This window comes from Saccharothrix sp. CCNWYY140, assembly GCF_037401995.1.
GTDB lineage: Bacteria > Actinomycetota > Actinomycetes > Mycobacteriales > Pseudonocardiaceae > Actinosynnema.
The window spans coordinates 1-13080 of record NZ_JBBEGC010000169.1; the positions used below are offsets into that span (position 1 = coordinate 1).

The 13080-nt window shown below is 72.0% G+C and carries 11 protein-coding genes; 8 read left to right on the top strand and 3 right to left on the bottom strand.

What is annotated here, in order from left to right; genetic code table 11:
- Positions 1–203: 203 nt before the first annotated feature.
- Positions 204–3455: a S8 family serine peptidase gene (locus WBN91_RS36310; RefSeq protein ID WP_337728820.1), complete on the bottom strand. Its 3252-nt coding sequence runs from the start codon at positions 3453–3455 to the stop codon at positions 204–206.
- A gap of 256 nt (positions 3456–3711) precedes the next feature.
- Here WBN91_RS36310 and WBN91_RS36315 point away from each other — a divergent pair, with 256 nt between their 5' ends.
- Both WBN91_RS36315 and WBN91_RS36320 read left to right on the top strand, forming a co-directional pair.
- Positions 3712–4551 carry a hypothetical protein gene (locus WBN91_RS36315; protein ID WP_337728821.1) on the top strand — a complete coding sequence of 280 codons (840 nt, stop codon included), beginning with the start codon at positions 3712–3714 and terminating at the stop codon, positions 4549–4551.
- Positions 4552–5024: 473 nt separating this feature from the next.
- Positions 5025–5213 carry a hypothetical protein gene (locus tag WBN91_RS36320; RefSeq protein WP_337728822.1) on the top strand — a complete coding sequence of 63 codons (189 nt, stop codon included), beginning with the start codon at positions 5025–5027 and terminating at the stop codon, positions 5211–5213.
- Between the two features lie 25 nt (positions 5214–5238).
- Here the strand turns inward: WBN91_RS36320 and WBN91_RS36325 are convergent, their stop codons facing one another.
- Positions 5239–5724, bottom strand: a complete 486-nt coding sequence (locus WBN91_RS36325; RefSeq protein ID WP_337728823.1) for a cupin domain-containing protein — start codon at positions 5722–5724, stop codon at positions 5239–5241.
- A gap of 118 nt (positions 5725–5842) precedes the next feature.
- Here WBN91_RS36325 and WBN91_RS36330 point away from each other — a divergent pair, with 118 nt between their 5' ends.
- Positions 5843–6316 (top strand): carboxymuconolactone decarboxylase family protein, encoded by a 474-nt coding sequence (locus WBN91_RS36330; RefSeq protein WP_337728824.1) that lies wholly within the window; start codon positions 5843–5845, stop codon positions 6314–6316.
- Positions 6317–6336: 20 nt separating this feature from the next.
- Here the strand turns inward: WBN91_RS36330 and WBN91_RS36335 are convergent, their stop codons facing one another.
- The gene (locus WBN91_RS36335; RefSeq protein ID WP_337728825.1) at positions 6337–9066 is read right to left on the bottom strand and encodes an AfsR/SARP family transcriptional regulator; all 2730 of its coding nucleotides are present in this window, start codon (positions 9064–9066) and stop codon (positions 6337–6339) included.
- Positions 9067–9223: 157 nt separating this feature from the next.
- Between WBN91_RS36335 and WBN91_RS36340 the strand changes: the two genes are divergently transcribed.
- From WBN91_RS36340 to WBN91_RS36360, 5 genes are read left to right on the top strand one after another with little or no spacing between them, the layout of a single operon-like run.
- Positions 9224–9625, top strand: a complete 402-nt coding sequence (locus WBN91_RS36340; protein WP_337728826.1) for a hypothetical protein — start codon at positions 9224–9226, stop codon at positions 9623–9625.
- Between the two features lie 10 nt (positions 9626–9635).
- The gene (locus tag WBN91_RS36345; protein ID WP_337728827.1) at positions 9636–11150 is read left to right on the top strand and encodes a PPE domain-containing protein; all 1515 of its coding nucleotides are present in this window, start codon (positions 9636–9638) and stop codon (positions 11148–11150) included.
- A complete protein-coding gene (locus WBN91_RS36350; RefSeq protein WP_337728828.1) occupies positions 11147–11911 on the top strand; it encodes an ESX secretion-associated protein EspG in 765 nt (254 codons plus the stop codon). The genes WBN91_RS36345 and WBN91_RS36350 overlap by 4 nt, the downstream gene beginning before the upstream one ends.
- Positions 11912–11966: 55 nt before the next feature.
- Positions 11967–12515, top strand: coding sequence for an NADPH-dependent FMN reductase (locus WBN91_RS36355; protein WP_337728829.1), 549 nt, complete (start codon positions 11967–11969; stop codon positions 12513–12515).
- Entirely contained in the window at positions 12512–12976 is a 465-nt protein-coding gene (locus WBN91_RS36360; RefSeq protein WP_337728830.1) for a flavin reductase family protein, read from the top strand. Before WBN91_RS36355 ends, WBN91_RS36360 begins: the two co-directional genes overlap by 4 nt.
- Positions 12977–13080 lie beyond the last annotated feature (104 nt).

Below are 13080 nucleotides of genomic sequence, written 5' to 3' on the forward strand. Positions count from 1 at the left end.
ATACGGGGATGACGGAAGAAGCCCAAGTTGGGAGGTCTGCTGCGCGAGCCCTTCGAAAAGCGCGCGCCCTGCGGGCGAGGTGGCGCGCCCTGCGGGCGTGTGGCGCGCCCTGCCGGCGAGTGCCGGCGACCTTGGTGAAAGCGGAGGGCCGCCCCCGGTGTCCCAGGAGCGGCCCTTCGTGCTTGCTTGCTTACTTGTGTGGGTCAGGCGACGTTCTGGACGATCACCGCGCCGCGGCCGACAACGGCGCCCTCGGCGGTCAGGACGGTCAGTTCGCCGCGCAGGACGCGGCCCTCGCCGGCCGGGGCCGACGCGGTGACTACGCCCGAGACGGTCCACGTGGTGCCGGCTGTGCGGTCGGCGTTGGTGTCCGTCGTGGTGATGGTGCCCAGGCCCGGGGCGGCGTAGACGTCGATGTAGTCGTACTCCGTCGTGCCGGCCGGCACGTCGTAGCTGTCTACCGCGATCTGCCAGCGGCCTGCCGCCGGGTTGGCGATGGTCACCGACTCCTCCGAGTCGCCGTCTGCCTGCTGGCCGGCGATCACGCAGGTGCCGGAGGTGCAGTTGTAGACGAACAGGTCGAGGTCGGCGGCGATGTCGCCGGGCTTGCCGATGGTCGCCCTCAGGGACGTGGTGCCGGCGGGCACGATCACGTCGTAGGTCTGGAGGGCGGCGTGGGCGATGGACGGGCGGGCGATCTTGGCGCTGCCGAACGCGCCGCCGGCCAGCTTGCCGTTGAAGGTGGCCAGGGAGTTGGTCACCGTCCAGGTGCGGTCGATGCCGACGCCGGGGGTCGCCGAGGCGATGGTGTCGGGGTTCGGCGAGACCGAGGTGCCCAGGACGGACGCGGTCAGCGTGTACGGGGCGGTGTCGGCGTCGGACGTGCGGCGGGCCTCGACCACGAGCTCCCACACGCCGGGGATCGGGTTGCTGATCGTGCGGCTCGTCGGGGAGCCGCCGGCGCAGCCCGCGCCCGCGTCGGGGTTGTAGCAGTTGGTCGACGACGTCGTGTCGTTCGGCACGCCGTACGGGTCGTAGCGCAGGAAGCGGACCTGGCCCTTGCCGGCCTCGGCGCCGCCGCCGACCATGTCGACCTTCAGCGCGCTGGTGCCGGCGGGCACGTTGACCCAGAAGCTCTGGGTCTGGTTGCGGGCCACGGAACCGGACTTGCTCACCGCGAACTTGTTGTCCCAGGAGAACTGCTCGGCCGCGAAGACCGTGTTCAGGGTCATCGTGTCGATGCCGACGGTGGCCGGGTTGTCCAGCTTCAGCACGGCCGAGTGCACGCCCGTCGAGGTCGGCTTGACCTTGACGTCGAGCTTGACCGGCGTGTTCAGCGGGAGGCTGACCGAGGACTTCGACGAGAAGGTGCCGTCGTTGCCCTGCCAGCGCACGGAGAACACCTGGTTGCCCTCGGGACCCGTGGTGCGGGTCAGGGTGTAGGTGCGGGTGTACTCCTTGCCGGCCTGCACGCCCTCGCGGTCGTGGATGCCGACGCCGGTGTTGGCCGGGTTCAGCAGCGCCGACAGCGCGGTGCTGACGGTCACCGAGGTGGTGACCTTCTGGGTGTTCGGGTGCGCGGCGAGCTGCGCCCACGCCTTCTTGGTGTCGAACAGACCCGCGCCCTGCTCGTAGGCCTTGAGCGTGGTCACCCAGCGCGCGCCGGAGTGGATGGCGTCGCGCAGTTCCTTCACCGGGGGACGCTGGCCGTCGTGCTCGTCCTTGTACGCGCCGACGAGCAGCGCGGCGGCGCCCGTCGCCTGCGGGGCGGCCATCGACGTGCCGTTGAACATGGCGTAGCCGGCCGGGAGGGCGTACGTGCCCGCGACCGGGCCGGGGGCCTGCCACTGCGGCGTGGTGGAGATCGCCGAGCCGGGCGCGACGATGTTCGGCTTGAAGCCGCCGTCCTCGCGCGGGCCGCGGGAGGAGAAGCCGTGCAGGCCCTCCTTCTGCGCGGTGACCGAGCCGTAGTTGGACAGCCAGGTCGCGCTGGTGATGTAGGAGCCGACGGAGATCGCGTCGGTGGCCACCGACGGGTCGCCGACCGTGTTCGCGCCCGCGCCGCTGTTGCCCGCCGAGATGAAGATCTGGACGTTGTACTCGGCGATGGTGCGGTTGTAGAGCTCCGCCCGCGCGTTGTTGCCGTCGTTGAGCGCCGGCAGGCCGCCGATCGAGATGTTCATGACGTCGGCGCCGTTGCGGGCCGCGTACAGGACGCCGTCGATCAGACCGGACGAGGTGCAGGACGGGGTGGACAGGCAGACCTTGATCGCCATCAGCTTGGCGCCGGGCGCCGCGCCGGTCATCCGACCGCCGAACATCTCGTTCGCGGCGGTGATGCCCGCGACGTGCGTGCCGTGGGCCGCCGCCGCGATGCCGAGGTTGACGTACGCCTGGCCGGCGTTGTCGTAGACCGACTTGTCGGTCTGGACGACGAAGGCGACGGTGTCCAGCACCGGCGTGGCCGGGTTGTCCGCGCCGAAGTGGCCGACGTCCTTCTTGTACTTGTAGTCGATCATCGCGCCGTGCTCGGTGAAGTCGCCGTCACCGTCCACGTCCACGCGGACTTCCTTGGTGGTGACGTCCTGGAGGACGCCGAAGGTGTCCGTGCGGTCGCCGTCGCGGTTGATGTCACCGCCGGTCTCGCTGTTGGCCAGGCCCAGGTCGCCCGCGGTCTCGCTGAAGAGGCCGAAGCTGAAGGGGCCGCCGGTCGCGGGAGCCTGGTAGGTCGCGCCGCCGGCGACGGGGGTGAAGGAGCCGTTGTAGCGGCCCGCGACCTTGATCCAGGTGCCGTCACCGGAGTTGGTGGCGTTGGCGTTGTACCAGTCGACGATCTTGCGCTCGTCGGTGGACGTGGTGGCCAGCGCCGGGTGGTCCAGGTCGACGCCGCTGTCCAGGATGGCGATGGTGGTGCCCCGACCGTCCCATTCGGGCTTCTCGTCGGTGAACTGCGCCGCCTTGGTGTCCTGGATCGGCATGTACGGGTTCTTCTCGGACGTCCGCGCGTCCGGCGCCTTCTGCGGCAACGGGTTCGTGGAGCCCTCGGGGCGCGGGTTGTCCAGCGCCACCAGGCCGTCGACGTCCACGGCGTTGACCGAGGCCAGCTTCGCGGCCTTCTCGGCGTTGTCGCGCGGGACGGAGACCTTCAGGTACTCGACATCGCGTTCAGTGGACTCGACGACACCACCGAGCGCCTTGAGGTCGTTGGCCGCGGCGTCCAACTTGCCCTCTTCGGCGGCGACCAGCAGGGTGACGTTGTCCTGGCCGTTGGCTTCGGCCTGGGCCAGGCGTTCGCGGTCCTGCTTGTCGAGCTGCTTGTCGGCGGGAGCAGGCGCGTTTGGCGCCTCCTGCGCTACGGCCGGAGCGGCGGCGAAGCCGAACCCAGTCGTGCCCAGTACGGCGGCCAGCAAGGCCGCACTGGTGCGGTGTCTCCACCGACTTCCTGAGTTGATCACGGCGCAAACCCTTCGTGGGGAAAGATTGGCGCAAGCACATCCTTCCGGGTCCCGCCGGGCAATCGTGCGAACAGCGCAAAGAACAGGTCCACATTGGACTGAACGGTGGATTGCGCGAACACGCGAGAAGTGCCGCACCAGTGCGAAACCGGTGCGCTGCCCCCAGTCAAGAGCCGACCGGACCGAATGTCAACCAGTGTCAACGGTGAATCCCCCGACACCGCGGTGAATCGGTAACAAATCGCACATCAACGCGATGGCGAGCACACTGGTCGACATCGTGGACCCGACGCCGATCGACCGGATAGCCGACGAGCTGTACGCCCTGCCGCCGGCCGAGTTCGTCGCGGCCCGGGACGCCGCCGCCAAGCAGGCGGGCGACCGCGGGGACAAGGCGTTGGCCAAGCAGGTGGCCGCACTGCGCAAGCCGACGCTGTCCGCGTGGGCGCTCAACCAGTTGGCCCGGCAGTACGCGGCGGAGTACGCCCAGGCGCTCGCGCTGGGCGAGCAGCTGCGGACGGCGCAGGAGCAGCTGAAGGGCAGCGTCCTGCGCGAGCTGAGCGGGCGCCGGCGGGTGGTGGTCGGCGCCCTGGTGCGGCTCGCCGAGGACCTGGCGCGCGACGCCGGCACACCCCTCGGTCCGGACGCCGTGCAGCAGGTCCGGACCACGCTGACCGCGGCCCTGGCCGACGCGGTCCTCGCCGCCCGCATCCGCGCCGGGCGCTTGGTGAAGCCGGTCGAGCAGTCCGGCTTCGGCCCCCTCTCGGAGACCGCCGTCCCCGCACCCGCCGGCCGGGACGACCTGGCGCCCCGCCGCGAGAAGAAGCGCGAACGGGAGCTGTCGAAGGCCCGCGACGACATCAAGGCCGCGAAGTCCGCCGCCCGCGACGCCGAGGCGGCCCTGGCCGAGGCGGAGACGGCCCTGACGGCCCACCAGGAGCGCACCGAGCAGCTCCGCACCGAGCTCAGGCGTGCCCAGCAGGCCGAGCACGAGGCCGCCGCGAAGGCCGAACGCGCACGTCGGAAGGCCTCCGCGGCCCGCGAGAAGCTCGCCGCGGCGGAGTCGCGGATGTCGTCGCTGCGCGAGGAGGGGTGACCCTGGACACCTGGGGAACACCTTACGGACCTGACTCGTTCTAGTTGTGGTCGGCTCGCGGATGCCGCCCGGACGTCAGGACACCACCAGCGCCAACACCCCCTCGGGCGCAGGCAGGTCCTCTCCCCGAGGCGTCACAGGAGCGCCCGCGCAGCCCGGCCGCCGTCGGCCGAACGGATCTCCCCCCACCGAACGGCCGGCGGCCCCCGGAAACACCCCGCGAGTCAGCCGCACGCTCCCCCCGCGTGCGGCGGTCACGGACACGCCCGCCGCACGCTTTCCCCCACGTGCGGCGACCCGTGCCCGGACACCGACTCGCGGGGTGTTCCGGCTCGCGGTGTTCCGGCTCACGCGCCGTTCTCGCAAGTCCCCACGATTCCCGACCACTCTCACGAACGCGGAATTGTCGTACCCCGGTGGGAGAATGGTGTCGGGGGCCGGAGGCCGGGCGAACGACGGCGAGGGAGGGTCGGTTGGCGAAGCGGCGGTACGTGGCGCGCGGCGTGCCCGGCGGTTACCGGATCTGGGACAACAAGGCCCGGCGGTGGTGGGGCGACCACTACGAGCTGTGCCCCGACGACCTGGTCGCCGAGCTGAACACCACCGCCGACCCCACCCGGATCACCGCCCTGCTCAAGCGCTACCGCGCCCTGCGCCGCTGACCCGATCCGGCCCGGCCGCCGGGACTCAGACCCCCGGCGCCTGGTACTGGTCGTGCCGCGCGTACAGCTCGGTCCACTCCTCCGCCGACAACTGCCGCCCGGAATCGCCGATCTCCGCCAATTCCCGGAAGTACTCCTCCCGCGGCGCCCCCGGCGCGAACAGGATCAGCATCGACGCGGCCTCGTCGCTGTCGTTGCGGAAGGCGTGGATGCCGCCCTCCGGCACGTACAGGAAGTCGCCCGCGCCGGCCTCGACCCACTTCTCGCCGTTGAACAGCCGCACGGTCCCGGAAGTCACGTAGAAGGACTCCGAGAACGTCTTGTGGAAGTGCGCCGACGGCCCGCCCGCCCGCGGCGCCATGTTCCACTCGAACAACCCGAACTGGCCCTGCGTCGTGCTGCCCGGCGCGACCAGCCGCGCCTGCGACGTGGGCCGGTCGATCGTCTCGACGTCCGCGACCGGGCGCCACAGCGCGCTGATCTCACCCGTCGAACCGGTGTAGTAGCTCATCCCTCGACAAATCCCTTCCCCAGCGGGTGGCGCACGCCACACCGACAGGTTGTCACATCTCCCACGGCGTTCCCGTCTTCGCTGTGTAGATCACCACACGAGCGAGGAGCGCACCGACATGGACGCCCGTCTGAACCTGTTCACCAACCAGACCACCGCCAAGTTCCTCAAGCACCTGGTCGCGGCCGGCAAGTCGGTCGCGGACACCGGGGTGCCCAAGCCCACCCACGAGCTCATGCTGTTGCGCGCCAGCCAGATCAACGGCTGCGGCTTCTGCACCGACATGCACTACAAGGACGCCATCGCGGCGGGTGAGGACCCGTTGCGCCTCAACATGGTCGCCGCCTGGCGGGAGGCCACCGTGTTCACCGAGGCCGAGCGCGCCGCGCTGGAACTGACCGAGGAGGGCACGCGCATCGCCGACGCCGCCGGTGGCGTGTCGGACGAGGTGTGGGAGAACGCCGCCAAGCACTACGACGAGAACCAGTTGGCCGCGCTGGTCGCGACCATCGCCGTGATCAACGCGTTCAACCGGGTCAACGTGCTCGTGCGCCAGCCCGCGGGCAGCTACCAGGCCGGCCAGTTCGCCTGATCGAGCCCGATCGAACCCGTTCAGCCGACGGCCACGCTCGGGTCCAGTTTGGCCGCGAGGTCGTCGGCGTCCTCCAACCGCAGGTCCCGGTACAGGCGCAACGCGGTCAGCCAGTGCGGCGTGGCCGCGTCCGCGCCGACCGACTGCTCCAGCACGTCCCCGATCGCCCGGTGGCACAACGCCTCCTGGTACCGGTCGCCCAACCGCTCCGCGAGCTCCAACCCGGCGCGGTAGTACTCCAAGGCCTCGTCCAACCGCCCCAGCTGCTGGGACGCGGCGCCCACCGTGTGCAGGGTCGCGGTGTGCGCCTTGGACGGGGCCGCCGAGGTGAACAGGCTCAGCGCCTCCGTGGCGTGGCGCAGCGCCTCCTCCGGGAGTTGCTTGCGCAGCAACACGTTCGCGAGGTTGTTCTGCACGCTGGCCTGCGACCGCGTGTCGCCGACCTCGCGCGCCACCTCCAGCGCCTCCAGGATGGTCTCCTGCGCGCGGTCCAGCCGGTCGTCGGCCATCAGGCAGTAGCCGAGGTTGGCCAGGGCCGCCAGTTCCAGGTCGCGGTCGCCCCGGGCCAGCTCCGCCGCCCGCGTGCACGACTCGACCGCCTCGGTCAGCCGGCCCAGGTCGGCCAGCGTGGAACCCAGGCGCAGCAGGAAGGTCGCCTCCGCGTGCGCGTCGCCCAGCGCCCGTGCGGCCTCGGAACCGATGCGGCACAACGCCAACCGGTCCACGCGGTTGCCGCGCCGGAAGTGGAACGCGTCCAGGCACAGCGCGAGCTGCCAGGCCCGTTCGAGGTGGCCGCCGAGCAGGGCGACGTCCAGCGCGAGGCCGAGGTTGGCCTCTTCCAGCGTGAACCAGTCCAGCGCCGCCGCGTGCGAGGACAGCTCCGGGTGACTGGCCGGCCGGTGCTCGGGCGGGCGGAACGGGCGCACGTGGTCGGACAGGTGCGTGCGGGCGGTGTCGGCGACGAACAGGTAGTAGTCCAGCAGCCGTTCCATCGCGCCGTCCACTTCGGACTCGCCGACCGCGAGCTGGTGGGTGAACAGGCGCACCAGGTCGTGCCGCGAGTACCGGTCGGGTGTGGACTCGTGCAGCAGGTTGGCGTAGGCCAGGGTGCGCAGGTGGGTGCGGGCGCTGACCACGTTGATGTCCAGCAGCGCGGCGGCGGCGTAGCTGTCCAGGTCGGTCCCCGGGTGCAACCCCAGGCGCCGCAACAACCTCGCCGCGCCCTCGGGCAGTTCCCGGTAGCTCACCGCGAGGGCCGCGTGCACGCCCCGCCCGGCCTCGGGCAGTTCCAGCGCGGACAGCCGGTGCTGCTCGTCGCGCAGCTCGTCGACCAGGGACTGGACGGTCCACCGGGGTCTGGACGCCAGTCGGGCGCCCGCGATGCGCAGCGCGAGCGGCAGCCGGTCGCACAGCTCGACCAGCTCGGCCACGGCGTCGGGTTCGGCGTCGATGCGCGCCCGGCCCAGGGCCGCCGCCAGCAGGTCCTCGGCGTTGCTCGCGGGCAGCGTCTGGACGTGCAGCGCCGACGCGCCCTCGGTGACCACGAGGTCGTCCAGCCGGTGCCTGCTGGTGACCAGGACCTGGCACCCGGCGGACCCGGGCAGCAGCGGCCGGACCTGCTCGGCGGAGCGGGCGTTGTCCAGGAACACCAGCACCCGCCGCCCGGCCAGCAGCGACCGGTACTGCGCGGCCTGGTCCTCCAGCTCCACGGCGATCTGCGCGTCGGCCAGGCCCAGCGCGCGCAGGAACCCGACCAGCGCGGCCCGCGGGTCCAGCGGCTCGGTCTCGTCGAACCCGCGCAGGTTGACGAACAGCTGCCCGTCCGGGAAGTCAGCCGCCACGCGGTGCGCCCAGCGCAGCGCCAGCGCCGTCTTGCCCACCCCGGCCGGGCCGACCAGCAGCCCGATGGCGGAGTCGCCGCCGAGCCGGTCGGCGAGGTCGGCCAGCTCCGGCTCCCGGCCGACGAAACCCCGGTGCTCGCGGGGCAGCTGGGCGGGCGCGGGACCGCGTTCCACCCGTTTGGGCGCGGTGTCGCCGGCCAGCACGGTCTGGTAGGCGTCGCGCAGCTCCGGCCCCGGGTCGACGCCCAGCTCCTCGGCCAGCCGCTCGCGGGTGCGGTGGAAGACCTCCAGCGCCTCGGCCTGGCGACCGGTCCAGTGCAGCGCCAGCACCAGCCGCGCCACCAGCGGCTCCCGCAGCGGGTGCGCCGCCACCGCCTCGCGCAGCTCGCCGACCGCGTCCGCCGCGCGGTGCAGCCGGAACAGCCGGGTGGCCAGCTCCTGCACGGCGACCAGCCGCAGCTCCTCCAGCCGCGCCGACACCGCCTCCCGCACCCGGTCGCCCGGCACGTCGGCGAGCACCGGCCCGCGCCACAGCGCCAGCGCCTCGGTCAGCCGGTCCACGGCGGTCTCGTCGGTCGCGTCGCGCGCGGAGGACACCAGGTCCTCGAACCGGAACACGTCCACCGCGGCCCGGTCGCCGGTCAGCACGTAGCCGGGCGCGCGCGTGAGAAGCGCCACGCCGTCGGACAGGACCTTCCTCAGTTGGGCGATATGTCCCTGAAGTGCGGCTTTGGCCTGCGGCGGCGGTGAGCCGTCCCACACCAGCGACAGCAGGCGGTCACCGGAGACGACCCGGTTGAGCTCCAGCGCCAACGCGGCCAGGACGGTCCGGCGCTTGGCCGCGCCGAGCCGGACGGGTTCTCCACCAGCGGAAACCAGCTCAACCGGCCCGAGCAGGTTCACCCGCATCCTGAAGACCTTTCAGCATCGGCAGCCTGTAATCGCAGAGTTTCCCACAGTGGTCGGCCCCTTCCGGAAGCCCGCATTGGCGCGACGTTGGGCCCGCGTTGGCGTGCGCGGGGAGTCTGTGTTCCGTCCAGCAGGCTGCCTTCGCGAGGGATTCACGATGTACATCGCCGAGCCAGGGAATCCGGAAGAGCCCCCGGTGGGGGCCAAGGTCCTCGCGCTGTCGGAGTCGGTGAACTCCGGGCGGGTGACGCTCGACCCGGCCACCGGCGAGGAGCTGCGCCGCATGCTGGTCGAGCAGATCGACCAGGTCGACTCCTGGCTCGAGCGCGCGGGCCGCCTGGCCCGTCCCGCGCCGCTGGGCGCGAACCCGGTCGGCGACCGGATGGCGGCGAAGTTCGAGGCCCGCGCCGAGGGCGACCCGATGTCGTTCGTGTCGGTGATGACGGCCTACCGCGACGTGCTCCAGCAGACCCACGACTCCGTGAACAGCGCGATCCGCAACTTCGAGGCGATCGACGAGGAGCACGGCTCCGAACTGACCCGCCTGAGCGGCGAGTGAGAGGGCGATCATGGCCGACCAGCAGGAGATCGACCTGGTGCTCACCGACGCCCAGAACTGGGCGTCCCGGTCCCACCGCGAGCTCTACGAGGCGGTGCACAACAACAACGACCCCGGCCAGACCGGCGAGATCGGCGCGGAGTGGGGCCAGTTCGGCGCCGAGCTGACCGAGTCCGCGCGGGTGATCACCGAGCGCGTGGCGGCGTCGGAGAGCGGCTGGACCGGCGACGCGGCCGACGGCGCGCGGGCGGCGGTGAAGAAGCTCGCCGAGTGGGTCACGCAGACCGCCGCGACCGCCGTCGAGGTGGGCAAGCGGGTGCAGGACCAGAGCGTGATCATGGAGAACGCGCGGGCGTCGATGCCCGAACCAGTGAACTTCTCCTGGGACCAGGCGACCGGCACGTTCACGCAGGGCGGCATCCAGGGCCTGGTCACCTCGGCGGCGGACGTGCAGGCCGCCAACGACCAGGCCCGCGCCCTGCACGAGCACGCCGTGACCGTGATGACGACGATGGAGAACGAGTCGCGCGCGGTCGACCAGACCACACCCCGCTTCACGCCGCCGTACAACCCGGTGACCGGCCGGGTCGAGGAGCCGCCCGCGATGCTGATGGCGACGCAGAGCGCACCCACGCTCAGCGACGCCCAGCCCGCCGTGGCGCCCAGCGGCGGTGGCGGCGGCGGCACGACCCAGGCCGCGTCGGTGGCGTCGGCTCCGGCCGCACCCGCGTACACGCCGCCGAGCACCCCGGCCGGGGCCGGTTCGTACGGCAGCGGTTCCTATGGCGGTTCCGGCACGCCCCTCGCGCCGGCCGCGTCCTACCGCCCCGAGGGCACCACGGCCGCCGCGGCGGCAGCCCAGGTGCCGGTGGCGAACAAGTACACGCCGCCCGCGTACACGCCTCCGCAGTCCACTGGCCAGACCCCGCCGTCGTACGTGCCCCCGTCCTACGTGCCGCCCACGTCCACTGGTGGCAAGCAGCAGCCCCCGCCGTACCGGCCGGCACCTCCCGGCACCGTCGTGCCGCAGGCTCCCGGCAAGTTCCCGCCCTACGTCCCCGCCGGCTCCCCCGGCACCCCACCCCCCGGTGGCGGTCCTGGCGGTGGCCCCGGCGGTCCCGGCGGCGGTCCCGGTGGCCCCGGCGGTCGTCCCGGTATGCCCGGTGGGATGCCCGGTGGCTTCGGGGGCGGCGGCTTCGGCCCGACCGGTTCCGGTGGCGGCGGCGGTGCACTCGGCCCCGGCGGCCAGCTCGCGGCCGGTGGCTCGACCGGTGTCGTCGGCCAGCGCGGCCCCATGCCCGGCGGGTTCGGGCCGATGCCCGGCGGTCCCGGTGGCATGGCCGGCGCACCGATGGGCGGTGCACCGATGGGTGGCGCCCCCGGCGGCGGCCAGGGCGACGAGGACAAGGAACACCGCTCCGCCGCGTACCTGCGCGGTGAGGACATCTTCGAGGTGCCCGGCGAGAACCTGCCGCCCTCGGTGATCGGCGGCGCGAAGCCGAAGAAGAAGGGCGGCGAGGCGTGATCGAGGCCGAGTTCCTGCTCACGCCGGTCCAACTGGACGTGCTGTGGCACGACCTGGGCCTGGGCCGGCTGCCCTACCCGCTGGACGTCCCCAGCGGCGGTGCGACCGAGGCCGAACGGGCGGAGCTGAAGGCGAAGGTGCTGGCGGAGTACGGCGAGCCCAGCCCGCGCCTGACCGACCTGCTGCGACTGCTGGCCGAACACCACCTGTCCGTGGACGCCGTCGCCCAGATCGACCGGCCGGTGCGCGCGGTGGCCGCGTCCGACGGCACGCGGGCGGTCCTGGCGGTGATCGACAGCGGCCAGGTGGGCTTGGTGGAGATCCGCCCGACCGCGCTGGCCCGGTCCATCGTCGAGGTGCTCCCCGACGGCACGGCCGGCCCCGGCACAGCCTTGTCCCTGCGCCTGGAAACCCTCAACGCGGCCGTAGCCCTCCAACAGGAGGACGGCGACGACGAGGACGACGACCCGTGGGGCGGCCAGGAACTCGACGACCGCACCGCGTTGCAGAAGGCGGGCCTCTCCCGCGACGACGCGGCGATGGTCGGCGAACTGGCCGCGAACCGCGTGGCCGGCGGCCAATTCGGCGTCAGCACCGGCGGCGGCCACCGCCCCACCCGGTCCGGCACGCTCATCACGTGGTTCGACACGAACCAGGGCCGCTACCTGATGGTGCACGAGGACGGCTGGCTCAGCCTCGCACCCACCGACAACGACCGGATCGCCACCAGGATCCAGAAAGTCCTGTCGTCCGTGAGCTGATCCCGCACCGTGGACCACCTTGATGGGGTGCCGACGACGCTGGATGCTCGAACCCATGACGCAGCCACTCGTCGTCGGCACACTCGTCGGCAACCCCCGTCCCGCGTCCCGAACCCTGAACGCGGCACTGGCCCTGCGCGAGGCGGTCAGCCACGCACTGCGGCTACGGGGCGAGGAGGTCACCCCCAACGGCCCTTTGGTCGACGCGGCCGACCTGGCCCTTGAAGTCTTCACACCAGGCTCGACCGCCGTACGTGCTGCTTTGGACAACCTGTCGACAGCCGACGTGCTCGTGGTCGCCTCGCCGACGTACAAGGCCACCTACACCGGTTTGCTGAAGTCCGTGCTGGACCAGGCTCCCGGGGGTTGGCTACGCGGCAAGACTGCCGTGCCGTTGCTGGTGGCGGCGGCGGACAAGCACGCTTTGGCGGTGGAGGTGCACTTGAAGCCGCTGCTGGCCGAGCTGGGTGCTTCCGTGCCGGGCAAGGGCTTGTTCGTCAACGAAGCTGCTCTCACGGCCGACCAGACCGTGCTCATCACCGAACTGGGCGAACAACTCGCCGAGTCCGGCTGGTTCGCAGCCCCGGCGGTGGCGACCCGATGACCGACCTCCGCACTGCTTTGCGCGACTTCCCCCAGGCTGTCGGCATCGTCACCGCGACTGGCCCGGACGGCCCGGTGGGTGTCACTGTCAGCTCTTTCACCTCGGCGAGCCTGCACCCCCCGATGGTGGTGGTATGGATCGCGGAGGGCGCCTCGGCGTGGCCGGTCCTGCGTACCTCACCGTTGTTCGCGGTACACCTGCTGCACGCCGGTCAGACGGAGTTGTCGGACCTGTTCGCCCGCACAGGCTCGGACCGCTTCGGACCAGCCACCCGCTGGGAGTCCGATGTGGACGGTGTGCCCCACTTGTTGGATGCCCCCTTGCGCCTGCGGTGCCGGACCGCCCGGCGGATCGCGGTGGGGGATCACGTGGCGTTGGTCGGCGAACCGGTGGAGATCCAGCACAGCACCGGCAACCCACCCCTAGTCCGATTCCAAGGCCGCTACACCTCAGTCGCCTAACCGAAGCCAACCGCACAACGCGCGATCTGCTCCGCGCCGAAGGCGCGAGCCGAAGCGGCTAGCGCCCACGGGAAGGGCCTCGGTTTCTTTCCCCGTCCGGCCTG